General features: G+C 73.1%; 10 protein-coding genes and 1 riboswitch. Of the genes, 2 read left to right on the top strand and 8 right to left on the bottom strand.

The genetic code is table 11. The features are described from left to right. Nucleotides 1-241 precede the first annotated feature (241 nt). Complete coding sequence (gene gnd, locus CcI49_RS26585; protein ID WP_076830385.1) at nucleotides 242-1,258, top strand: phosphogluconate dehydrogenase (NAD(+)-dependent, decarboxylating); 1,017 nt, start codon at nucleotides 242-244, stop codon at nucleotides 1,256-1,258. Between the two features lie 177 nt (nucleotides 1,259-1,435). Here gnd and CcI49_RS26580 read toward each other — a convergent pair whose 3' ends face one another. Together CcI49_RS26580 and CcI49_RS42220 are read right to left on the bottom strand one after the other, a co-directional pair. Continuing rightward, on the bottom strand, nucleotides 1,436-2,050 hold the full coding sequence (locus CcI49_RS26580) for a L,D-transpeptidase family protein (RefSeq protein WP_347280141.1): 615 nt from the start codon (nucleotides 2,048-2,050) through the stop codon (nucleotides 1,436-1,438). Between the two features lie 619 nt (nucleotides 2,051-2,669). Continuing rightward, nucleotides 2,670-3,551: a hypothetical protein gene (locus CcI49_RS42220; protein WP_158230815.1), complete on the bottom strand. Its 882-nt coding sequence runs from the start codon at nucleotides 3,549-3,551 to the stop codon at nucleotides 2,670-2,672. Between the two features lie 70 nt (nucleotides 3,552-3,621). Further along, nucleotides 3,622-3,743: riboswitch (TPP riboswitch) on the top strand. Between the two features lie 224 nt (nucleotides 3,744-3,967). Between CcI49_RS42220 and thiC the strand changes: the two genes are divergently transcribed. Then, a complete protein-coding gene (gene thiC, locus CcI49_RS26570; protein ID WP_235497735.1) occupies nucleotides 3,968-5,638 on the top strand; it encodes a phosphomethylpyrimidine synthase ThiC in 1,671 nt (556 codons plus the stop codon). A 301-nt stretch (nucleotides 5,639-5,939) separates the two neighbouring features. On the opposite strand, the gene CcI49_RS26565 is transcribed toward thiC, so the two are convergent. The 6 genes from CcI49_RS26565 to CcI49_RS26540 all read right to left on the bottom strand — a co-directional run bounded on the left by CcI49_RS26565 (nucleotide 5,940) and on the right by CcI49_RS26540 (nucleotide 24,989). Then, complete coding sequence (locus CcI49_RS26565; protein WP_198955633.1) at nucleotides 5,940-7,799, bottom strand: class I SAM-dependent methyltransferase; 1,860 nt, start codon at nucleotides 7,797-7,799, stop codon at nucleotides 5,940-5,942. 135 nt (nucleotides 7,800-7,934) lie between these two features. After that, nucleotides 7,935-9,125: a nucleotide disphospho-sugar-binding domain-containing protein gene (locus CcI49_RS26560; protein ID WP_076830382.1), complete on the bottom strand. Its 1,191-nt coding sequence runs from the start codon at nucleotides 9,123-9,125 to the stop codon at nucleotides 7,935-7,937. A gap of 65 nt (nucleotides 9,126-9,190) precedes the next feature. Next, complete coding sequence (locus CcI49_RS26555; protein WP_054564535.1) at nucleotides 9,191-10,177, bottom strand: alpha/beta fold hydrolase; 987 nt, start codon at nucleotides 10,175-10,177, stop codon at nucleotides 9,191-9,193. 136 nt (nucleotides 10,178-10,313) lie between these two features. Further along, a complete protein-coding gene (locus CcI49_RS26550) occupies nucleotides 10,314-10,658 on the bottom strand; it encodes a phosphopantetheine-binding protein (RefSeq protein WP_076830379.1) in 345 nt (114 codons plus the stop codon). After that, entirely contained in the window at nucleotides 10,655-16,210 is a 5,556-nt protein-coding gene (locus CcI49_RS26545; RefSeq protein WP_083749725.1) for a type I polyketide synthase, read from the bottom strand. The genes CcI49_RS26550 and CcI49_RS26545 overlap by 4 nt, the downstream gene beginning before the upstream one ends. Beyond that, nucleotides 16,203-24,989 carry a type I polyketide synthase gene (locus tag CcI49_RS26540; protein WP_083749724.1) on the bottom strand — a complete coding sequence of 2,929 codons (8,787 nt, stop codon included), beginning with the start codon at nucleotides 24,987-24,989 and terminating at the stop codon, nucleotides 16,203-16,205. Before CcI49_RS26540 ends, CcI49_RS26545 begins: the two co-directional genes overlap by 8 nt. Between the last annotated feature and the right edge of the window lie 78 nt (nucleotides 24,990-25,067).

The raw sequence follows: 25,067 nt of genomic DNA, 5'->3' as shown, positions 1-25,067 counted from the left end.
TGACGTGCAGCCGGCATGACGTGCAGCCGGCATGGCCTGCGAGCACCGCGGCGCCTTCGGCCCGTCGCACGCGACCGTTGCGACCCACCCTCTCACCCTCCGGTGCCCCGCCGGCCCGGCACGCGGCGCACGATGCACCAACAGTGACCGAGGCCGCGCTGTCGTGCCTCGAGGTCAACGGCAGGATGGTGGGTGAGGACCTCACCTTCGACCGGTCCGTGCAGGACCACCGGGAGTTCACATGCAGCTCGCAATGATCGGACTCGGCCGGATGGGCGCGAACCTCGTTCGCCGGCTTATGCGCGACGGGCACGAATGTGTGGTCTACGACGTGAATCCGGAAGCGGTGAAGGCGCTCGCCGCCGAGGGCGCCGTCGGTGTGCACTCACTCGCGGACCTCGCGGGGGCGCTGCGCACCCCGCGGGCGGCGTGGGTGATGGTGCCCGCCGGCCTGACCGGCCAGACCGTTTTCGACCTCGCCGAGCACTTCGAGGCCGATGACGTGATCATCGACGGCGGCAACTCCTACTACCGGGACGACATCGACCGGGCCGCGAAGCTCGCCGAGCGCGGCGTGCACTACATGGACGTCGGCACGTCCGGCGGCGTGTTCGGCCTGGAGCGCGGCTTCTGCCTCATGATCGGCGGAGAGCCGCGGATCTTCTCCCGGCTGGAGCCGCTGTTCGAGACGATCGCGCCGGGTGTGGAAACCGCGCCGCGGACGCCCGGGCAGTCAGGCGAGGTCACCCAGGCCGAAAAGGGCTATCTGCACTGCGGCCCGAACGGGGCAGGCCACTTCGTCAAGATGATCCACAACGGCATCGAGTACGGCATGATGGCGGCCTTCGCCGAAGGCATGGGCATTCTGGAGAAGGCCGGCATCGGCCGGTCACAGGCCGGCCAGCACGACGCGGAGACCACACCGCTGGCTCATCCGGAGTACTACCAGTTCGACTTCGACCTCCCCGCGGTCGCCGAGGTGTGGCGGCGCGGCAGTGTGGTCAGCTCCTGGCTGCTGGACCTGACCGCCACCGCGCTGGTCGAGGACCCGGAGCTGGCCGCCTTCAGCGGGCGGGTCTCGGACTCCGGCGAGGGCCGCTGGACGGTGCTCGCCGCCGTCGAGGAGGGCGTCCCGGCGCATGTGCTGACGGCGTCGCTGTACGAGCGGTTCAGCTCCCGGGGCGAGTCGCTGTTCGCGGACAAGCTGCTCTCGGCCATGCGCAAGCAGTTCGGCGGCCACGCCGAGAAGAAGGCCTAGCCCGAGCTGCGGCTGGTGCCGGTGCCGGTGCCGCCGAGCAAGAAGTGAGGATTATGGCTGCGGCAGCAACCGAGATCCTCACTTCTTGCGGGTCACCAGGGACCCTGCCGCCCCTTTCGCCCCCATCAGCGTGAATTGTCGACACGGTGCGGGGCCCTCGCGGGCGGCAGGGCGCGCTCACCGCACGTCGGCGGAGGCCTCGACGCTCGTCCGGTCACCCATGATGATCATTGGATGGCTGCTCGGCGTCAACCAGTGGAGCACGGTCTCCATCGAGGCCTGCGGGAGGCTGACGCAGCCCCGCGTGGGCGTGTTGTGGTCCACATGCAGCCAGATGTCGCCCCCGGCCGAGTCGCCAAGCGGGCGGGTCGGATCCGACGGCGGATGGCCCGGCAGCCGGTTGTAGTCGATCGCCACGACGTAGTTGAAGGCCTCGCCCATCGGGTCACCGTCATAACTGCCGGCCTGGTAGAAGGACGGACGGTACTCATAGGGCAGCGCCGTGCCGGGGTCCGGGTAACGCCCCCCCGCCGCGGTGAGACTGAAGACGCCGATGGGACTGCGCAGATCACCCTCGACGTGATCGCGCGTCCATCCGTTGGCACCGTTGCGACCCGCGATCTGGGCGCCGACAGGCGCCCAGGGCGAATCCTCGTCGGTGCGCTGCCAGAGCATGACCTGGTTCACCGTCGCGGATTCGTCCGCTCCGGTGACGACGATGGCCTGCCGGGTGGATGAGGGGATCCGCGACATCATCAGATCGCCCACACCTGGTATCGCRCCGCCTGCCATGTCCCCGATCGTGCCCTCTTCCTTGAGGCCGGATGCTCCGTAAGCTGCCGGGGCCGGACTGGCCGACGGCACCTCACTGCGGGCGGCCGCCGCCGAAATCTCCGGATCCGCTCCGGAGTCGACCACATGTATCGCGCCGGCGGCGCCGACCACCAGTGTCGCACTGACCGCGGCCAAACCGATCGCAATCGACTGCGCGGGCACGCGACCGCCGCCCCCGTCTCCTCTCCGGCGGCCCAAGGACCGGCCGGACCTTCGGTGTGTCGACATTCCTCCGACCTCCGGGCCGAAGCCGCGCGTCTCCGGCCACCTCCACGCCCCGCACTGGACACCACCATCACACGTGCAAGCAGACTGCCGCGCGGCAACACACCCACAATTTCGCGCAGGTGTCGGTCGCACACGATACGGGCCCGCGACACCCGCCCTCGAACCGCTCCCGACCTGGCCCGACCGAATCGTTGTATGCGTTTACGGAATAGGGGCCTGGAGCCAGTCCAGGAGTAGTTTTCCACAGGCCGGCAACCCGCCATGGACACAACGGATCGACAATGACCATTGTCTGGGTATGACAGCCCGTCCCGGCCGACTCCCCTGGCAGGAGATCGCCGACCTCCAGTCAGGTGTCATCAGCGAGCGCGACGCGATCGGCGCCGGTCTCACCCGGGCCGACATCCGGGCGCGGGTCACCGCCGGCATGTGGCGGCAGCCCGCGCCGGGAGTGCTGATCACGGCGGTCGGGCCGGCCCTGGTCCAGCGAGCCTGGGCTGGCCTGCTCGCGGGCGGCCAGGGAGCGGTGCTCGGTGGGGCCACCGCCGCCGAGCTGGACGGTCTGGTCGACCACGATGACGAGGTCGTCACGGTGCTGGTTCCACCCGAGCGCCGTAACGCGCCGGTGCCCGGCGTGGCCTTCCGCCGCACGGCCCGGCTCACCCCGGCGGACGTGCACCGCGCCCGGCTGCCACCCCGCACCGTGCCGGCCCGTTCCGTCGTCGACCTGGCCGAGTGGTCCGGCGACCGCGGCGCGGCCCGCACCGTGGTCGTCGATGCCCTGGGCCAGGGTTTCGTCACCGTCGAGGCGATGCGGCGGGCGCTGGCGCGCCGCGGGCCGATCACCCGGCGCACCCTGATCGGCGAGACGCTCGACGATCAGAGCCGCCGTACCCCGAAACTGCTGTCCCGCCTCTACCGGCAGATCGAGATCGCCTTCTCGCTGCCCACCGGGCAGACAGTGGCCGTCGGCTCCCCCGACCTTCCCACCGGCCGGCTCGACGTCTGGTATCGGCCCTGGCGGGTGCTTGTGCGCGTCGGCAGACCCGGTCCGGCCCGGGTGCTTTCGGCCACGAAAGTGGTCCTCACTGTGCCTGCCGAACATCTCTGGGAGACCCCGGAGGAGGTCGCCGCCCTGGTCGGGGCGGCGCTGCGGGAGCTCGCCCCGATCCGTCCCGCCGCTGGTCCCGACGCCTGCACCGACCACGCCGAGCCGTCCGGCGAATGGCACGAACCGGTACGTGACGAACTTGGCGAAGATGACCAAGGGGGTGGCGAAGGGGTGGCGCCTGCCGTAGCGTCGAGGCAGATGCGGGAGCTTCCACCCTGGGAGGCTGAGAGGGCGGCCGGGCAACAGCCGGTGCCGCCGACCGCCTGAACCTGTCCGGGTAATTCCGGCGTAGGGAGTGATCAAAGGTGGTGCGTCCCATCCAGCCCGCGCAAGCTGAGTCCACTTCGTCCGAGAATGCACCGATTTCCTCCGGGCCGGGGCTTGCGTCCCAGCAGCCAACGGCCACGATTCCCGCCCCCACTCCGGCCTCCACCCCCGGCCCGGCCGGCGCCGAGGCGGACGGAATTCTGGCCCGGCCGTTCCCCGGCAGCCGCAAGACCTATCTGACCGGTTCCCGGCCCGACCTTCAGGTGCCCATGCGCGAGGTCGCGCTGAGCACCGGCGACAGCCTCGTCCTCTACGACACCTCCGGGCCGTACACCGACCCGGGCGCCGGGGTGGATGTGCGGCGGGGCCTGCAGGCACTGCGGTCCAGCTGGATCATCGACCGCGAAGACACCGAGGAGATCACAGGTCGGGCCGTCCAGCCCGCCGACGACGGGCGCAGCAGGACGAGCGCACCCGAGGCCGACCTGTTCATCGGTTCCGCACGCGCGCCGCGGCGGGCACTCGCCGGCCAGGCGGTGACGCAGCTCGCCTACGCCCGGCGGGGCGAGATCACCCCGGAGATGGAGTTCGTGGCGCTTCGGGAAGGCCTGGCGCCGGAGCTGGTGCGGGACGAGATCGCCGCCGGGCGGGCGGTCCTGCCGGCGAACGTGAACCATCCGGAGAGCGAGCCGATGGCCATCGGCCGCAACCTCCTGGTAAAGATCAACGCGAACATCGGCAACTCGGCCGTCGCCTCGTCCATCGAGGAGGAGGTCGAGAAGATGGTGTGGGCGACCAGGTGGGGCGCCGACACCGTGATGGACCTGTCGACGGGCAGGAACATCCACACCACCCGCGAGTGGATCATCCGCAACTCGCCCGTCCCGATCGGTACCGTCCCGATCTACCAGGCGCTGGAGAAGGTCGGCGGCAAGGCCGAGGAGCTCACCTGGGAGGTCTACCGCGACACCGTCATCGAGCAGGCCGAGCAGGGTGTGGACTACATGACGGTCCATGCCGGCGTGCTGCTGCGGTACGTGCCGATGACCGCGAAGCGCAAGACCGGCATCGTGTCGCGGGGTGGCTCGATCCTGGCCGCGTGGTGCCTCGCCCACCACCAGGAGAACTTCCTCTACACGAACTTCGCCGAGCTCTGCGAGATCCTGCGCGCCTACGACGTCACCTTCTCCCTCGGTGACGGGCTGCGCCCCGGGTCGATCGCCGACGCGAACGACACCGCGCAGCTCGCGGAGCTGGCCACGCTGGGCGAGCTGACCCAGGTGGCGTGGGAGCACGACGTCCAGGTGATGATCGAGGGCCCGGGCCACGTCCCGATGCACAAGATCAAAGAAAACATGGACCTGCAGGCCGAGCTGTGTCATGACGCGCCCTTCTACACGCTCGGTCCGCTCACCACCGACATCGCGCCCGGCTACGACCACATCACCTCCGCGATCGGCGCGGCGATGATCGGTTGGTACGGCACGGCGATGCTCTGCTACGTGACCCCCAAGGAGCACCTCGGCCTGCCGGACCGTGAGGACGTCAAGGCCGGCGTAATCGCCTACAAGATCGCCGCCCACGCGGCGGACCTGGCGAAGGGGCACCCGGGCGCGCAGGCCTGGGACGACGCTCTCTCCGACGCCCGGTTCGACTTCCGCTGGGACGACCAGTTCAACCTCTCGCTGGACCCGGAGACCGCTCGGGAGTACCACGACGAGACACTCCCGGCGGCGCCGGCGAAGGCCGCGCACTTCTGCTCCATGTGCGGCCCGCACTTCTGCTCGATGCGCATCACCCAGGACGTCCGCAAGTACGCCGCCGAGCACGGCCTCGAGACCGAGGAGGCCGTGCAGGCCGGGCTCGCGGAGAAGTCCCGGGAGTTCGCCGAGCAGGGCTCCCGCATCTACCTGCCGCTCGCCGACCAGCAGGCGACCTGATACGTGAGCCTGCTGATCTCTGCGGCTGCTGATCTCTGAGGTTTCCGGTCCCTTGGGCTACCCAGCCGGCCGTCGCCCCCGTCCGGGCGGCGGCCGGTTCGCGTTTCAGGCGGATCCGAGCCTCCGTTCAAAGATCATGGAATTTTGGTCGTTCTGACGACCAAAATCCTCAACTCTTGCCCAACTCTTGCCTGGCAGCAACGGCGGCGGCTGCCGCAGCCCGCGGCGGCGGCTCGAATAGCCGCAGAACGGCACAGCGGCACAGCGGCACAGCGGCGAACCGCTGGGGTGCCAGGCCGGGTCAGCCTTCCTTGCGGGCGAGCACCCGGTAGGTGTTGGAGCGTCTCCCCCGTGCCAGCACGGGCCGGGTCAGCCTGTCCAGCCCCCAGGCCAGCCCGAACGGGACGACCGCGGCCAGCAGCAGGACCGCCCGCAGCACCCGCCGGCCGATCCCGGCCCGGCTGGCGTGCACCCACGGCTCGGGCTTCGGGGCGAGGTTCGCGATGAGCAGCCGCAGGGCACGGGTGAGGTCGCCGGGGCGCTGCGCCGGGCCGAACTGGACCACGATGGGGCGCATCCCGCGGTCCTCGAGCGCCGCGAGCAGGTTGTCGACCGGGATGTAGTGCTGCCGGCGCGGCACGTCCCAGCCAGCCCAGTAGCGCCCCAGCCAGCGGGCGGCCGGGCAGGACGGGTTCGGCAGCTCGAGCAGCAGATGGCCGCCGGGCGGCAGGGCCTTCACCGCGCCGTCCAGCTCCTCGGACGGATACCGGGTGCGCTCCAGATAGCCGAACATGCTGATCACGTCATAGCGCCCGGCGATGCTGTCCGCCACCTGCACGAGCTCGCCCTGGTAGGCGGCCTCCACCCAGCCGCGCGCGCACGCCTCGTCGATCGCGTCGGTGACGTCGAGCGCCCCGAAGGTGGTCATCGGCCAGTGCCGCCGCGCGACGTTGCAGAAGTGCCCGAAGCCGGCGCCGACGTCCAGCCAGGCCCGCGGGGTGACATGGGGTCGCAGCAGCTCGGCGCGGGCACGGTCCGCCGGCGCCTCGCGCATCCGGGAGTGCTCGGCGGCCTCGACGGCGAAACCGTCCCGCCAGTCCCGCTCGTAGTAGTCCTGGCCGTCCGGGGTGAGCGCCGGGTTCAGGAAGATGTGGCCACAGCGCCGGCAGGCGTCGAGCCGGAAGCTGCCGGGCTTGCCCATGGTGAGATCCACCGAGCGCAGCCGGACGGTCAGATGCCCGGAGCCGCACCACGGGCATTCGGTGCCGGTCGCCTCGCGCAGCCGCCCGACGCGGCGGGCGCGGGCGACGTACCAGGCCGTCGTCTCCTCCCGGTGGCGGCGCCGGTCCTCCTTCACCGGGTCCGCGGGCAGCCCCGCGGCCTTCGCCTCGGCGGCGCGACGCCCGGCACGCACCGAGTGGATGACGAACAGCACGATGCCGAGGATGCGCACGATCGGGCTGCGGATCAGGTCCCGCGGGGCGAGCGGAACCTTTCCCGCGCACACGAAGAACGGCTGGAACCAGAAGAGCAGCATCGCCACATACGCCAGGTTCTGGCTGACCTGGGATCCGATCGCCGTCCCGATGTGCGGCGCGAACGGCATGTACAGGCTGGCCGGGGTGCACGCGTAGGCACGCTGCTGGACCCGCACCCGCATGGCCGCGTCGTCCCGCGCGGCCTGCAGGCCGTGCACGACCACGAGGTCCGTCGCGTCCGGGGCGTACCGCTTGAGCGCAGCGGTGATGTCGACCAGCTCGACCGGGTCGAAATCCTCCCGGGGCGTGATCCCGATCCGGTCCAGCAGAACGCGGTGGACGAGGATCGCCTGGAAGGCGCCCCGGCCCGCGGCCGTGCGGTCGGCCCGGTAGGTGCGGGTGTCGACCATGCGGGCCACGTCGAGCGCACGCTCGACCGTCAGATCGCCGGGGATGAGGTCGAGCGCCAGCAGCCGCTCACGGCGGGCATGGTTGCTCGCGGCCCGGCAGGCTGCCTCGGACAGGCGCACACCCTCGGCGACGAGGAACACGTGGGCCGGGTCCACCGGCCGGCCGGACGCCACCGCGGTGTCCAGCCGGCGCAGCCGGCCACGCAGCCGGACGCCGTTCGCCACGAGCCCGACACACACCAGAACCGGCACCAGGAGCAGCACCGTTCTCATGCCGCCACCGATCCTCCCGCCGCCACGTCACGCCCAACCGTCGCAACGTCGCGCCCAACCGTCGCACCGGTCTGAGCCGTTGCACCAGTTCCAGCCCCGACACCAGCTCCAGCCGTCACCCGAGCTCCGGCCACGCTAGGGCAGCAGCTTCTCAATTTGGTGGGCGGCGGTCACGACCCCGCCCGCGGCGGTGAACTCGTCCCGCAGCCGGGTGGCCGCGGCCCGGTAGGACGGCTCGTCCAGCACCGCGCCGACCGCGGTCGCCAGCGTCGCCGGGGTCGAGCGCCCGAAGCGCACCCGCAGCCCCGCACCGGCCCGCACCACCTGCTCGGCGATGATCGGCTGATCGTCCCGGACGGGTGCCACCACCAGCGGCACGCCGTGCGAGAGCGCCTCGCACACCGTGTTGTTGCCGGCGTGGCAGACAACCGCGTCCAGCGAGGGCATGAGTTCCACCTGCGGCACGAACGACCGGACCAGCAGGTCGTCGGGTGCCTTCTCGGCCAGGTCGTCCAGCGACCCCGCCGGCGCGACGATGACGCCCTGCACCCGGTCGGACATCCCCAGCAGTGCTTCGGCCGCCGCGCGCAGGAACCGCCCGCCGGCTTCCCTGGTGACCGTGCCCAGCGAGACCAGCACGGTGCGGCGGTCGGAGTCGAGCCAGGTCCAGGGGAAGTCCGGGGACTCCCGGCGGACACCGGCCGCGCACCCGACGAACACATGGTGCGACGGGTGGCCCCCGGGACGCAGCAGGGAGGGCACCGAGCAGATCAGGGTCAGTTCCTCGGAGAAACGCAGATCGGTGCGGGTCGCCTCCGGTTCGGGCACGCCGTTCGCGACCTGGAACTGGTGCAGCTGCTGGGCCACCCAGTTCCCGATGCCCGCGAGCACGGCATACGGATCGTCGGACTCGGCCGACGTCGTCGCGAGGGTCACCCAGCGGGCCTCGCTGCGGCGCACGGCCAACGCCGCACCGACGGCCTGCTGATCGACGACGACGACGTCCGGACGCCACTGGTCGATGATCGTGGTCACGTCGCGGGCCATCGAGTCACCCAGCGGCAGGATGAACTCCTCCCACAGGAACTTCAGCGACGCGGGCCCGCGCAGCGAACGGGAGCGGGCCTCCAGCTCGCCGCGCTGCTCCGCGGTGATCTCGCCGGGCAGCGCGATGAGCGACACCTCCGGCGGCACGAGCGGTCCGACGACACCCGAATGCCCGACCAGCGCGACCTGCTGGCCACGTGCGGCCAGTTCGCCAGCGATGCCCACCGCCGGGTTCACGTGGCCGGTCAGCGGCGGCACCACGAAGAGAATGCGGCCCATCAGTGCTCCTGGTCAGATCGGGCGTCCACCGCAGGCGTCCGCTCAGGGCTCAGGCGCTCAGACGCTCAGGCGTCCGCCGGCAAGCCCGCGGCGGCGGTCGGCGCGGCCGACACAGCCGGCGAGGCTGACACAGCCGGTGCGGCTGCCGCGGCTGACAGCGAGGCCGTCCGGTGCTCACCGTTGAGATCGGGCGGCGGGATCATCTCCCGGATCCAGGCCGGGGTGTTGAAGCCGGCACCCCGCACCTGGTGGCGCGGCATCGGCTCGTCGCGCTGGAACAGCCACCACCGCAGCAGGTCCCGCATGTAGTCGGCGGCCTCCCGCAGCACCATGTGGGTGGTCTGCTCCAGCACCACCAGCGTGCAGTCGGGCACCAGCTCGGCGAGCCCCTCGGCCTGGTCGATGATCTCCGAGTTCGCGCCGTAGACCGCCAGGACGGGCATCGGCAACGCGGCCAGCGCCTCCCGCGAGAACGGCGGCGTGGCCAGCATGTCCTCGGCGACCGAGGTCTCCTTCAGCAACGCCTGGGCGGAGCGCGCGATCCTGGTGAGCGCGCGACCGGCCGTGTTGGCGAGCCAGTACTCGACCTCGTCGTCGGTGACCGCCGCGAGCACCTGGGTCAGCGAGCGGGCCATCTCCTCGCCGAGCCCCTCGATGAGGAATGGCGGCTCGACGAGCGTCAGGCTCGCGACCCGGTCGGGGTTCGCCAGGCCGAACGCGAGGGTCAGCGTCGCGCCGTAGCTGTTGCCGACGATGTGGACCGGCCGATCCACATCGAGCTCGTCCAGCAGGGCCGAAAGGTCCGCCAGCGAGTCGGCCATGGTGTAGCCGGTCGGCGTCCGTTCGCTGCGGCCGTGGCCACGCAGGTCGTAGCAGATCACGTCGCACCCCGCGCCGGCCAGGCAGTTGCCCAGCGCGAAGTAGAAACTGGAGATGTTGTCCACTACCATGCCGTGCACCATGACGACGACCGGCGAGTCCGTGCCGGCCCCGCTCTTCGGTCCCAACCGCTGCACATGCAGACGAACGCCGTTGGCGACGATCTCAGCCACGCGCCTTCTCCCTAGCTTCGTTCACAGAGGTTGCCTACGCGGTCCGCTCGGGACCCACACGAGATGAGATTTCGGCCCGGTGCCACCGGGTCGCGGAGTGCTACCGGGCTGCCGAGTGGTACCGGGCCGCCGAGTCCTACCGGGCCGCTGACGGTGCGGCGTCGTGGGCGCTGTCGACGATGAAGTCGACGACCTCCCCGACCTTCATGTTGATCACCTGGTCGACGTCCATCTCCGACAGGAAGCCGACGAAGTCGACGTGCTCCCCGTAGGTCTCCCTCAGCCGGTCGGCGAAGGTGACGAACTCGATGCTCTCGAGCTCCAGGTCCTCGTTGAACGAGGTGTCCATCTCGATCGACATGTCGACGATGTACTCCTCGCCGATCACGTCCCGCAGGATCGCCGCCACCTCGGAGAGCACACGTTCCGCGCTGGCCGTCTGGTCCGCGCTCGCGGTGGCGGTCGGCTGGTCGGTGGTCATCGCTGTCTCTGCTCCTTCTGTTGTTGGGGTCGCGGGTCGGCGAACCGCTCCGCTCCGGCCCTCGCCGCCTGTCCGGCCTGCTCGCCCTGTCCGGTCCGTTCGAGCTGTTCGGCCGGTGGGATCTGTCCGGTCCGCTGGAGCTGTGGCGAGGTCCACGCCACGACATAGTTGCCCAGGTAGCCCCCGGCCTGAGCAACCAGCCGGTCGGCAGGCTCGAGATCCGTCCGCGGCCGCCCGGTGGTGTCCATGGTGCGCAGCGCGACCCAGCGCGGCCCGTCAGCGTCACCCCGGCCGCCCGAGATCCGCGCCGACGCAGCCGCGAGGACCGGAATCCGCAGCGGCGCCGGAAGTCCGGGCCGCTCACCCGGCTCGCCGACGGGACGAACCACCACCCCACCGGGACCGTGCGTCACCCCGGCGGCCACCGGCCGGCCGCCCTGAACCGGTCGGCCGACGACGAACCGCCGGGGATCGCCGGCCGGTCCGCTCCCGTCCGGCTTCACCGCCGCGCCCGCCGTCGTCACGCCCGCCGTCGTCACGCCCGACGTCGCCACGTCCGATGCCGCCGCGACTGCGCCCGCGTCCGCCGTCGTCGCCTTCGCCGCCGCCTCCTTCGCCGCCGCGAACCGGGCGAACCACACCGCCCGGGTGTCCGGGTCGTCCCCGGCCAGCTCGTCGAGCAGGCGCAGCTCCGGCTCGGCGAGCACGACCGCCTCCGCGGCCCGGTCCCGCCGTTCCACCCGGCCCAGCCCGATGCCCAGGCCTGCCCCGGCAGCCGCGTTCCGGCCTACGCCTACATCTACGCCGACGTCCACGCCCGACCCGCGCTCCGGAGCCCCGTCCGCCACGATCGCGACCGCGATCTCCGGACGGTGCGCGGCGCTGACCGCCGGTCGGTGCAACGTGGGCAGCTCGGGCCGGGCCGGTACCGCGGCCACCACTGGCTGGCCCGACGCCTGGTTCGACACGCCGACCTCGATCGGCCAGACCTCGCCGGCCCCGCGCTCCCACCAGTGCCGGCGCACCGCGTCCTTGACCGCGATACGTCCCAGCAGCCAGGAGCGCGCCGCGAGCGGGTTGTGCCGCGCCAGCTGCTCGCGCTCGGCCGCGTCGAGGTAGTGGCGCAGCGACAGCTCCCGGGAGGCCGGATCCCGCCAGTGCTCCGTCACGACCAGCCAGCCGTCCGCGGTGGACTGGCCCTGCGTGTTGGCCTCCGGCGCCATCGCCATCGACCACAGGACGTCGTCCTCGGTGAAACGCCGGTCGGTCCAGCCGCGCACGTGTGCCCACAGACGGCCGTCGGTGTGGCGCAGCTCCATGTCCGCGGTCGCGGAGCGGTCGGTGACCTCCCGGATCCGCCCCAGGTAGGTCAGCTCCGCCCCGGTGCCCGGCTGCGGGCCGAAGAAGCGGATCGACGCCACCGACGCGGGGAAGAGCAGCCAGTCCGACGGGAGGTACTGCATTCCCCAGTAGCCGAAGAACTGGCCGGCGTTGTCGAGCAACGCGCCGCTGGCGTGCGTCACCCGCAGCCGGCCCCGCAGGCCGGTCGGCGCCAGCCCGTCGACGGACTCGATGCCCTGGTAGCCGGGGCCGTGGAACAGCAGCCGATCGTCGTAGATGGCTCGGCCGGAATGCGGCGAGGAGGCCTCGCCGGGGATCACCACCTCGCCCGCCGCCCCCGCGCACGGGGCGAACCCGGTGGAGACGTCGGTCGTCGCGGGCGGTGCCGGGTGGTTCGCGGCGAAGACCACGGTCGCCCGGGTGTAGCCGACCACGTCGACCCTGATCTCGTCCAGCGTGAGCGGGGTGCAGGTGATGGTCACCTGCACCGGCGGTTCGATCGCGAGCCAACGGGTGGCGCGGACGTCCTTCACCTCGACCACGACCCGGCCCGGACGCAGCGCGGCGGCCTCCGCGATGATCATCTCGAGCACGCCCGTCAGCGGCACGACCGGGAACAGGTCGGACGGATCGGGCCAGCCCGGCGGCTGCCGGTAGAAGCAGTGGTCGATCACCTCGGGCATCGTCGCCAGCGAGAGCTCGCGCCGCACGGTGTGACGACCGTCGGGTCCGACCGCCACCGGAGCCGACGCGGCCACCGGAGCCGCCGACGCGGCCGGGGCGGACAGCCCGGTCGCGGGTGCCGGGGTGGCCGGGGTCGGTCGCTGGCTGCCCGCCCAGCGGTCCGTGACGGTGGACAGCGCTGCGGAGGTGTCCGCGATCGCGGCGCCCAGTTCAGCCAACACCGGGTGCCCGCCAGTGGCGGGAGCCCCGGTGGTCACCGGGCGGGGGCCGGCGGCGGGCGCCGTGCTCGCCGGACCCGCCGCGCCCGCCGGACCCGCCGCGCCCGCCGGACCCGCCGCGCCCGCCGGACCCGTCGCGCCCGCAGGCTGGACGCGGCTCGCCGCGGCGGCCGGCCGCACCCGCGACGCGACCATCGCTGCCGACAGGTCCGGTGCGTCCGGCCCGAGCCGGACCAGCGGGGTTCCGAGCTTCAGGCGCACCTCGCGGGCGGACCGCGACGCGGACACCGCCCTCGCCGGCTGACGGGGACCGCCGCCCGCCCTGTCAGCCGCAGCCGCAGCCGCGGCCGGGGACGCATCCGCAGACGCGGCTGCGGATGCGGGTGCGCGGGCGGGAGCTGAGGTCGCGGGCAGGTCGCCCGTCGCCGGCCTGGCCCGGCAGGGCAGCAGGTCCAGGCGCGGCGCGGCGCCCTCCGCCCACAGCGCCACGGCGACCCGCCGGAGCTGGTCCAGACCGGACCGCTTGGTCGTGTTCGTCACCAGCGACGCATGCTCGTCGCCCGGGCCGCTCAGGGTGTCGTCCACGAAACCGGCGACGCTGCCCATCCCGACCTGGACGAACACGCGGACGCCCGCGCCGTGCAGACTCCGCGCCAGCTCTCTGAACCGCACCGGCTCAAGCAGATGCCGGACAGCGAGCTCCCGGATGTCTGCGTGTTCGGGTGGATACGGAGCCACAGTAGTAGCCGACCATACCGGCACATTCGGGGTGCGCAGGGGGGTGGCAAACAGCCCATCACGCAGCCGCGCGAGGTGCGGACGCAGGAACGGCGAGTGGAAGCCGGAGCGGAAGGGCAGCGTCTGCCCCAGCACGCCCCGCGCACGCAGCCGGGCCAGCGCGGTGTCCACACTTTCGACCCGCCCACAGATGATCGACTGGTGCGGGCAGTTGTCGTGGGAGACGACGATGTCGGGCAGGTCCGCGATCACCTCGGCGGCGACGTCCGCGCCGCAGCCCAGTGCGCCGAACACGACCCCGGGCACCTCCACCGACGCCGGGTCGAAGGCACCGATGAAGTCGTCGGCGTAGTCCTCGGGGATCAGGCCGGCGGAGATCATGGCGTTCCACTCGCCCACGCTGTGCCCACCGACCAGGTCGGGAAGCACGCCGAGGGTGCGCAGAGCCTGGTCGAGGACCCGGCCGACCTGCACGCTGGCGACGCCGTGCAGCCCGAGATCCGTGGTGTCGCCGAGCGCCGGGCGAGACAGCCCGAAGTGATCACAGACGTCGTCGATCCGCGGGGTGAACTTGTCCTCCAGCCCACAGAAGAGAAACGCCAGCCGCGGCGCCGGTGCCGCGGTCGCCGCCGGGGCTCCGGGAGCGGCTGCGGCCGGAGCTGCGGCTGTGGCTGTGGCTGTGGCTGTCCCCGCCTCGGCGAGCAGTGGCGCGGAGGTGAACCAGAGGTCGTTGCGGCCCCGCCACGCGGTTCCACGGGCCGCCACGGTGCGAGCGAGGGCGAGGCGCCGCGGCGTCGGCGCCACCAGCGCCAGCCGGACCGGCCCGCCGGTCGGGGCCTGGGCCGCGTCGTCCCGGCCGAGCAGCACGGCGTCGGGCACGGAGAGCTGTTCGACGATCTCCGCCACCGACGAGCCCGCGAGCAGCAGCACCGGCTCGGCGGCCGGGTCGGCGACCAGAGCCGCGCCCGTCCAGGCCGCGCCGACACCCGCGGCGGCGGCCGCACGGGCCCCAGCGCCGGCCCCAGCGCCGGCCGCGGCGCCGACGCGACCGCCGCCGCCGCCGACGGGGTCGACCGCGCCCACGTGGTCGTCCAGGCACTCCTCGATGACGACGTGGGCGTTCACACCTCCGAAGCCGAAGGCGTTCACACCGGCGCGGCGCGGCGTCGCGCCCACCGGCTCCCACGGGACCGCCGTGGGCACCGGTGCGAACCGGCTGCCCTCGAACAGCGGATGGGGCTCCTCGCAGTGCAGGGTCGGCGGCAGGGTGCGGTGATGCAGCGCGAGCACGGCCTTGATCAGCCCGGCCATACCGGCCGCGGGCATCGCATGACCGATCATCGACTTCACCGAGCCGAGGCCGACCGGACCGGCGCCGGCCGCGTCGTCGCCGAAGACCTTCGTCAGCGTCGCGAGCTCCGCGCCGTCCCCGGCCGGGGTCGCGGTGCCGTGTGCCTCGATCAGGCCCACCGCACCGGGCCGCGCCGGGTCGAGGCCGGCGTCCGCCCAGGCTCGTTCGATCGCCAGGATCTGCCCGGAGGACGCGGGAGCCATCAGGCTCGCGGTGCGTCCGTCGCTGGACGAGCCGGCGCCGCGCAGCACCGCGTAGACCCGGTCTCCGTTCGCCCGGGCGTCGGCGAGCCGCTTGAGGACGATCATGCCGACGCCCTCGCCCATCAGGACGCCGTCGGCCCGGCGGTCGAACGGACGGATCCGCTGCGTCGGCGAGAGCGCGCGCAGCAGGGTGAACAGGCTCCAGAAGGAGACCTCGTGCACGAGGTGCACACCGCCGACGATCATCGCGCCGGCCCGGCCGCTCGTCAGCTCCCGCATCGCGGTGTCGACCGCGATCAGGGAGGAGGCGCAGGCCGCGTCGACCGTGTACGCCGGGCCGTGCAGGTCGAGGCGGTTCGCGATGCGCGACGCCGCCAGGTTGGGCACCAGGCCGATGGACGCCTCGGGCCGCTGCGGGCCCAGCCGGGCCAGGAACGCGTCGACCACCTCGTCCACGGCGGATTCCGGGACGTCCGGCAGCACCTCGCGCAGCGTCGTCGCGAGCTGGTGGGACGTCCGGACCCGCTGCTCCAGGCGGGCGACCCCGGGCCCGACGTACCCGCCCCGGCCGACCACGACGCCGACACGGCCGGTGTCCCCGAGTGCCTCGACACCGCCGGCGTCGTCCATGGCCTCGGCGGCGAGCCGCAGGGCGAGCAGCTGGTCGGGCTCCGCCCAGTCCACCGAGACCGGGACGATGCCGAAGCGCGCCGGGTCGAACGTGGCGAAGTCATCCACGAACCCGCCGCGGCGGCAGTAGAAACCGCCGCCGTCGGGACGCCGGTCACCGCGATCACCGGGACCACCGCGGTCGGGTTCCGCCGCGTAGTACTCGTCGAGGTCCCAGCGGCCGGGCGGGACGTCGCGGATCGCGTCGACCCCGCCGACGATGTTGTTCCAGTACGTGCCCAGGTCGCCCGCGCCGGGGAACAGCGCGGACATCCCGACCACGGCGATCTCGTGCCCGCCGCCCCCGCGATCGGGCAGCGGGCGGCTGGGCGTCGAACGCTCAGGCATGGGACGACGACCCCGCGGACGACGATCCGGCGGACGACGATCCGGCGGACGACGGCCGGGAGGTGAAGGATGCTGCTTCGCCGCACATCTGCACGACCTGGACGGGCGCGCCCGGGACCGGCTCGCGCAGTTCCCTGAGCAGCGCGGCGACCCCCTCGTCAGGATCGATCAGGCCGATGCCGCGGCGGGCGTACTCCCGCGCCAGCTCCTCGGAGACCATGCCGCGACCGGCCGCGGCGCCGGCCTCGACTCCCCACGGGCCCCAGTCGACGCTGACGACGCGGCCGGTCAGACGCGCCGAGGCCCGGTGGGCGAGCACGTCGAGGGCGTCGTTGGCAGCGGCGTAGTCGACCTGCCCGCGGTTGCCGAACACCCCGGCGACGCTGCCGAAGAGCACCACGAAGCCCACATCCGGCCGCAGGGCGTCCAGCAGCGCGCCCGCGCCGTCGACCTTCGTGCGGAACACCCGGTCGAAGGACTCCGGCGCCTTGCTCCTCAGCAGTCGATCCTCCAGGACGCCGGCCCCGTGCACCACGCCGTCGAGGCGGCCGTGGCGGGCGTACACGTCGGCGACGACCGCCGCGACTGCCGCGCCGTCGCGCACATCCACCGCGTGATAGCGCACGGACGAGGCGGCCTCACCCAGCGCCGCCAGCGTCGCGCGGATCTCCCGCTCCGCCAGGATGCGTCCGATCCGCTTCTCGATCTCCGCCGGCCTGCGCACACCGGTCTCGATCAACGCCCGGCGCAACGCCGGGGCGTCCAGGGCGGCCACCGTCGCCGGGTCCTCGGGTCCGTCCGGGATCGGCGTGCGACCCACCAGCTCGACCGCGCAGCCGGTGGCCCGCGCCAGCGCCAGGGCGGTGCGGGCGGTGATGCCGCGCGCGCCGCCGGTGAGCAGCACCACTCCGGAGGCGTCCAGCCCCGCCGGACCCGCCGTGCCGCGGCCGTCGGGCGCCAGCTCCACCGCTCGCAGCTCCGGCGTGATCCGGATGTTCTCCCGATAGCCGACGACAACCGGCGCCGCCGGGTCGAACATCTCGGCCAGCAGCCGCTCCGCGATCCGGCGCGGCGCCGCCTTCGGATGGACATCGACCAGCCTGACCTCGGTGTCCGGCAGCTCATGCGCGAGCGTCCGGACCAGGCCGGCCAGGCCGACGCCCGGCGCCAGCTCGGCGTCGTCGCCGCCACGGCCGAGATCCCCGCCGAGGCCCGTCACCACGAACAGGCGCCGCGGCCCGGCAAGCGCAGCCGCCCGCAGGGCTCCGAACGCCTCCGGAAGGCCACTGCCCACGCTGGCCGGCGAACCCGCCGACGCGACCCAGAACAGGCCGTCCGCACCGGGCTCGGCCTCAAGCTGTGCCACCGCCTCCGCGTTGTCCGCCGAGACGATGCGGACCTGGGCTCCGGCCTGCTCCAGCAGGGAGGACAACGCCAGCCCGATGCCGAGGTCACCCTCGACGACGACGAACCGCGTGCCGGCCAGCGACGAGGCCCGGCCCGCCGCCACGAGCGCGTCCCAGGAGGGGACAGCCGGCAGCGTGACATGGTCGATCACGAATCGCCGCAGCGGGATCCGCGTCACGGGGAGGGCCACGCCCGCGGCCCGTGCCGTTGGTGCGGTCAGCGTGGCCGGCACGGCCGGTGTCACTGGCACGGCCGGTGCGGTGACGCGGGCGGCGAACGTCGGATCAGTGGCGCCCCGCGGAGCGGACAGCACACCCCAGCTCTCCGGGGCCAGCGACGCCTGCGCCGTGCGGCCGGCAAGCTCCGCCGGTGACGGCACCGGCACCGAGGCCGACGTCACGGGCGCTCCGTCCAGGACCGCGACGCCCGCGCGCCCGCTGCGGGAGACGGGGGCAAGGGCCGAGGCCGGCGCGGCCGTGGACGCCCGCCCGGCGCCGGCACCCACGGAGACGGGAGCCGGCCGCGCGATCCCGCCGCCGGGCCGGTCGCCGCCGCCCTGCTCGGGCAGCCCCAGCGACCCACCGAACTCCGCGGAACCGCCGGTGCGGCCGGCCGAGACGGGCACAGCACCCGCCCGGCCAGCTCCCGCTCGGCCGGTGTTCCCCGGGCCGGTGCCCGCTGGTCCCGATCCCGTCGGGGCGGAGCCCGCGGAGCCCGCGGAGCCGGAAAGCGTTGGGCCGGAGCCCGCGCCGCCGCCTTCGGAGCCACCCGCAGCCCCGCGCTCGACGATCCAGGAGGCGATACCCCGAACCGTCTTCACCGCCGCCAACTCCTCCACCACCGACTCATCCACCTCGGACAAACCGGAACCCGCACCACCAGCACCCACACCCGGCAGACCCACCCGCCCGGCAAGCTCCCCGAGAATCTCCGTCCGCTTGATCGAATCAATCGACAGATCAGCCTCAAGATCCAGATCAGGCTCCAGCATCTCCACCGGATAACCCGTCAACTCCGCGATCACCCCGACCACCGACTCGGTCACCACCTCCAGCGACAACCCCGGCACCACCACCGGGACGTCCACCGAAGCCGGAACCGCGGCAGCCGAGACCGGGACCGCCGGGACAGCAGCCGGGCCCGCGGGCGCCGCACGCTCGACGATCCAGGAGGCGATACCCCGAACCGTCTTCACCGCCGCCAACTCCTCCACCACCGACTCATCCACCTCGGACAAACCGGAACCCGCACCACCAGCACCCACACCCGGCAGACCCACCCGCCCGGCAAGCTCCCCGAGAATCTCCGTCCGCTTGATCGAATCAATCGACAGATCAGCCTCAAGATCCAGATCAGGCTCCAGCATCTCCACCGGATAACCCGTCAACTCCGCGATCACCCCGACCACCGACTCGGTCACCACCTCCAGCGACAACCCCGGCACCACCACCGGGACGTCCACCGAAGCCGGAACCGCGGCAGCCGCAACGGTCGCCTCGGCGGGCACCGCGACCAGCGGCGGCACCGCCGGCACGGCAACCTCAGGAGCAGCAGGCATCTCGGGCGCAGCAGGCACCACCGGGGCAGCCGGGTAGGTGGTCAGCGCTCCGTTGTGGTGCCCGTTCGGCCCCGACGACAGCTGCGTCACGCCGTTCGGCACCGGCACCGGCACCGGCACAGGCTCGAGCGCAGGCGCAGCCATCGGCACCGCAGCGGTCGCCGGTGTCGGTGCCTGCCGGGCCGCGCCGAGGTAGGTCAGCAGGACATCCCGCTGGGCGGCCACGAGGTCGCGACCGGTCCGCAGGAACTCCAGCATGATCGTGTCGGCCGGGCCCGCCGCGGGCAGCGGCGCCGGGCTGGCGGCCGGAGCCGGGCCGGCCGGCACCGCTGTACCCGCCGGCAGCGCCGGGTAGGCCGCGGGGTCAGGGCCGGGGTGGCGACCGGCGGACGCGGGACCCGCCCCGTTCGCACCAGCACTCCCCGATGGGTGGCCGGGCAGCTGCCCGTCGAACGTCCGAAGATCGCTCATTGGAGAACCTCCCACCGTGTCACCGGGCCTCGCACCCAGCTGTTCAGGATCATGTCGAGGCGCCGGGACGTCGCCACCGGCCCCGGTCACCACTGCCGCGCCGTTGAGCGCCGCCGCTCCATTGGGCACAGCCGCCCCGTTGAGCACCGCCGGCCCGGCCGGCGTGGCTTCCCCGTCCGGTGCCTGTGCGGTGGCGCTGATCCGCCGGGCGGGCAGCAGGCCGCCCGGCAGATGGCCGCCGTCGCTGGTCCGCACGTAGGCACCGTCGATCAGCCAGCCGGGGCGCCGCGGCATCGCGCCGGGGGCGACCACCCGGGTGTCCCGGCCGACGAACAGCGGGGACGGGTCGACATCCGCGCCCGCGACCGCGAGCTCGGCCACCGCGAGCAGCAGCCGTCGCAGGCCGGGCTCGCCGGCGGCGTCGGTCGCCACGACCCGGTGCGGCCGCCCGGCGAGGATCTTGCCGGCGAGCTGGGAGAGCACCCGGCCCGGGCCGACCTCGACGAAGACACGCACACCGGCCGCGTACATGGCCTCGATCTGCTCCACGAAGCGCACCGGGGCGGCGAGCTGGCCGGCCAGCGCCGCGCGGATCTCCGCCGGGGCCTGCGGGTAGGGCCCGGCGGTCATGTTGGACCACACCGGGATCACGCCAGCGCCGACTTCGGTACCGGCGAGCTCGGTGGCCAGCCCGTCCGCGGCAGCGGCCACCACCGGGCTGTGGAAGGCGCACGCGACCGGGATTCGCCGCGACGACAGACCGGCGTTCTTCAACAGTTCCACCGCGGCGTCGATCGCCGCGGTCGGACCCGAGATCACGGTCTGGCGCGGAGCGTTCTGGTTCGCGAGCGCGACGCCCGCGACGGTTCCGTCGGCCGCGGGCGCGCCGAGCACCGCGCGGATCTGCTCCGCTGTCGCGGAGACCGCGGCCATGGTTCCGGGATCGTCCCCGGCTGCCGCGAGAATCGCCTCCGCCCGGGCCCGGCTGAGCCGGACGAGATCGCGCCGGTCGAACACCCCGGCAGCGCACAGCGCCGCCAGCTCTCCGTACGAGTGGCCGGCAACATGATCGGGACGGATCCGCAGGCCACCGAGAAGATCGTAGATGGCGAGGTCGGCGAGCCCGAGGGCCGGCTGGGCGGACCGCGTGTCGGTCAGGGCCGCGGACTGCGCCGCTCGTTCGGCGTCGGAGAAGGCGGCCGGTGGGAACATCGTCGCGGCCACGTCCGGGGCTAGCTCCAGCAGGGACCGCAGCCGCGGGAAGGCCACAAAGAGGTCCGCAAGCATGCCCGGCCGCTGACTGCCCTGCCCGGGGAACAGGAACGCCAGGCTCCCCGCACCGCCCGCACCGCCACCGCCACCGGCGGCACCGCCACCGAGCACAGTCGCGTGATCATCACCGTCACGGACGAACAGGCCGGAGCGGGGCGCGGAGCGCGGGTCACGAGCCCGTTCGATCGCCGCCGGCAGATCATCGAGGTCGTCGACGACGAAGGCGATCTGAACCGCTCCCCCGGCCTCCTCGCACACGGTGCGGGCGAAGTCGCGCAGCCGGAAGGGACGGCCGGCGTCCTCGTTGGCCCGCACCTGGGCCGCGAGGGTGTCCAGGCGCCGCAGTGCGCCGGCCCGGTCGCGGGCACGCACCAGGAACAGTTCGGCCGACCAGCGGTCAAGGCCGTGCGCGGGCTCCGGTGCCTTGTCGTAGGCCGACACGACGACATGGAAGTTCGTCCCGCCGAACCCGAAGGCGGACAGGCCGGCATGCCGCCGCGCCGGTGGGGCGACCCATGGGCGGGCCTCGTCATCGAAGTAGAACGGGCTGCTGTCGCGGTCCCAGTAGGGGTTCGGCTCGTCCACGTGCAAGGTCGGCGGGCGGACGCCGGTCTCCACCGCGCGCGCGACCTTGACCAGCCCCGCGAGGCCCGCCGCGCACTTCGTGTGGCCGATCTGGGACTTCACCGAGCCGACCGCGCACTGGCCCGTCTCGGCGCCGTGCTCGGTGAAGACCTCGGTGAGCGTCGCGAGCTCCGTCCGGTCGCCGACGACGGTCCCGGTCGCGTGCGCCTCCAGCACCCCGACCTCGGACGGCGAGATGCCCGCCCACGAGTAGGCCCGTTCCAGCGCGAGCACCTGCCCGGCCTTGCGCGGAGCGGTCAGGCCGAGCGCACGCCCGTCGGAGGAACCGGCGACCGACCGGATGACGGCACGGATCCGGTCGCCGTCGCGCTGGGCGTCCGCGAGCCGCTTGAGCACCACCACGGCGACGCCCTCACCAAGGCTTGTGCCGTCGGCGCCGGCGGCGAAGCTCCGGCACCGCCCGCCCGGGGACAGCGCGTGCACCGACGCGAAGAGCAGGAAGTCGTGCACGGCCGAATGTGTGTCGACACCGCCGCACAGCACCAGGTCGGACGAACCGGCCGTGAGCTCCTTGCAGGCCGCGTCCAGGGCGGCCAGGGAGGAGGCGCAGGCGGCGTCCACGGTGAAGTTGAGACCGCCGAGATCGAGCCGGTTCGCCACCCGGCCGGCGATGACATTTGCCAGCAGGCCGGGAAAGGAATCCTCGTCGAGCTCGGGAAGAATCTCCTCGAGCTCGGCCGGCAGCTCCCCGACCCAGGCCCGGTGCGCGGACCGGAACCCATAGGCGGTGGAGAGATCCGAGCCGGACTCCGCGCCGAACACCACCGACGCCCGGCGCCGGTCGAAGGGCCGATCGTCATAGCCGGCATCGCGCAGCGCCCGGGATGCGACCTCCAGTGCGAGCAGCTGGCCCGGGTCGATGCTGCGCAGTGACCGCGGCGGAATCCCGTACGCCAGGGCGTCGAAGGGAATCCGCGGCAGAAAGCCACCCCATTTGGACGGGGTCCGCCGCCCGGCATCCTTCACCACGGAGTCGGGGTCGTAGTAGAGGTCGACGTCCCAGCGCTCGGCCGGCACCTCGGTTATCGCGTCGACCCCGTCGACCACATTGGCCCAGTAGTCCTTTTCGTCGGCGGCACTCGGGAACACCGCGGACATGCCGACGATCGCGATATCGATGGGGCGCGCGGACTCGCGCACGGAAGCGACGGAACGCGCGGCACGCGCCGCCTGTCCGCCGGCATCGGCAGCGTCAGCGGCCTCAGCGGCGGCGGCACCGGCAACGTTTGCGCCGGTACCGCCGGTCTCGGCGTCGGCGGGCTGTGCCGGGGTCGGGACGACGGGGACCGCGAGCTCGCCGGCCCGAGCCGAAAGCCGGGCCATGGCCTCGTCGGTCACCTCGGCGTGCAGCCGGCCGATCGTCGTCCGGGCCGACCGCAGCGCCGAGACCTGACCGATCATGAACATGCCCTCGGCGGCCTGTTCGCTCGCGCCGACCGCGACCAGCTCGCCGCCCTCGCGCCGGACACCGCGGCTCGCGATGCGCAGCCGGCCGAGGTTGAGCTGCTCCAGCTCGGCCCACATCTGCTTGCGTGGCACCCCGGCGGCGGTCAGCTCGTCACGGCGGCGCAGGAACTCACGCACGTAACCGGACTCCACACAGCGCGTGGCGTGGCCCGGTGAGGTCTCCAGCAGGACCGTGCGGGACGCGGCGATCGCCGCCTCCTGGAAGCCGGGCATGATCGCGCCGTCCTCGACGGCCTCCTCGGTGAACAGATACGCGGTCCCCATCAGGACACCGATCTGGGCACCGCGCTCGACCAGCGGCGCGGCCGCCGCGGCGACCATCGCCGCCGAAGTGGCGTCGTGGATGCCACCGGCGAACAGGATGTGGACGTCCCCGAGGCTCTCCGGCCCGTCCTGCGCACGCCGGGCGAACGCCAGCAGGCCGCTGATCTGCGCCTCCCAGAGCGGGAAGCTCGCCCGCGGCCCGACATGGCCGCCACATTCGCGCCCTTCGAAGACGAACTTGCGCGCGCCGTCCGCCAGGAACCGCTCCAGCAGGCCAGGCGACGGAACATGCAGGAAGGTGTCAATACCCRCCGCCTCCAGTGGCGCCGACTGGGCCGGACGTCCACCCGCGATCAGCGCACACGGTGGGCGAACCGCGTGCACCGCGTCGAGCTGCGCGGCCCGGACCTCGGGCGGGGCGAACCCGAGGATGCCCACGCCCCACGGCAGGTCACCCAGCAGGTCGGCCGTCTCGGTCAGCAGCGCGCGGGCCTCCGGCCCGCTCATCAGCGCAAGCGCCAGGAACGGCAGCCCACCGGCGCTCGCGACGGAGTGCGCGAACTGCGCGCGGTCGCTGACCCGGGTCATCGGCCCCTGTGCGACCGGGTGGCGAAGGCCCCGGGCCGCGGCGAAGGCCGATCCCGACGCCAGCGGGCGGTGGCGGGCCGCGGCAGCCAGCGAGGAGCGGATCGAGGCCCGCACCGCGCCGACCACAGCACTCGCCGACACGTGCCGATCGGCCAGTTCGGCGGCGAAGGCGCCGTCCTGGCCGATCGGCAGCAGCTGGGTCCGCAGATCACGCCCGCCGAGCCGCGACGCGACGGATCCGGCCGCTGCCGACCGGCCGGCGGTGAGCGCGCCGTCCGAGGCCCGTTCGCCGCCGGTGTCGCGGAAGTCCAGTGCTGGCTCGTCTGCCGACGAGCCGTCCTGGCTGCTCCCGGCCCAGCCCACCAGCGCGGCGACGGGCAGGTCGGGCCGGATGTACACCCGATGTCCGTCGATCAGGGCCGTCTCGCTGCCGTCCATCGCGCGGACAGCCTTCGCCACCTCGGCCGGAAGCTCGACCTCACGCACGAGCGCGAGCTGCGAGTCGAGGACGACCCCGGCCGCACCGCCGGCGACCGCAGCGGCCGCGGTCGCCGGACCGATTCCACCGGCGGCCCACACAGGGGCAACAGTCCCGTCCCGCCGCGTCGCGTTCGCGGCGTTCAGATGCTGTAGCAGAGTGAACGTCGTGAGGTCACCGACCCGCCCCCCGGCCTCGTTACCACGGGCGACCAGGCCATCAGCACCGTCGGCGAGCGCACGCAGTGCGTCCTGGACGGAGAGAACCTCGACCAGCACCCGCCGCCCACCTCGGGCGGCCTCGGCGACACTCCAGGGCGCGTCCACACCGAGCAGCACCGTGTCGACCACGGCGGCCAGGTCACCGGCGAGGTCGCCGACGACCAACGGGCATCCCTGTGCGACCCRCACGCCGAACGGCGCCGAGGACCACGCCGCCGTCGCGGCCAGCGCCTCACGACCGCGGCCGGCGTCAAGGCCGAGATCGAGAACTCCCAGCGCCCCGCAGTGCCCGACCGCGGCGATCAGGTGCGGCGCGGGTTCACCGAACGGGCTGATGACGACGACCAGATCTCGGTCGCCGCGCCGCGCCTGCGCGGGTCGGGCGTGCGCACTCGCTGCGCTGCTCATCGGTGACTCCTCCTGGCCTGGGACCGCCGCACGCGGCGACTACCGGGTTCGGCTGCTGTCAGCGGGGGGCGAAAGCGG

Source organism: Frankia sp. CcI49 (assembly GCF_001983215.1).
GTDB classification, from domain to species: Bacteria; Actinomycetota; Actinomycetes; order Frankiales; family Frankiaceae; genus Parafrankia; species Parafrankia irregularis.
This window is presented reverse-complemented; position numbering and strand designations above follow the sequence as displayed.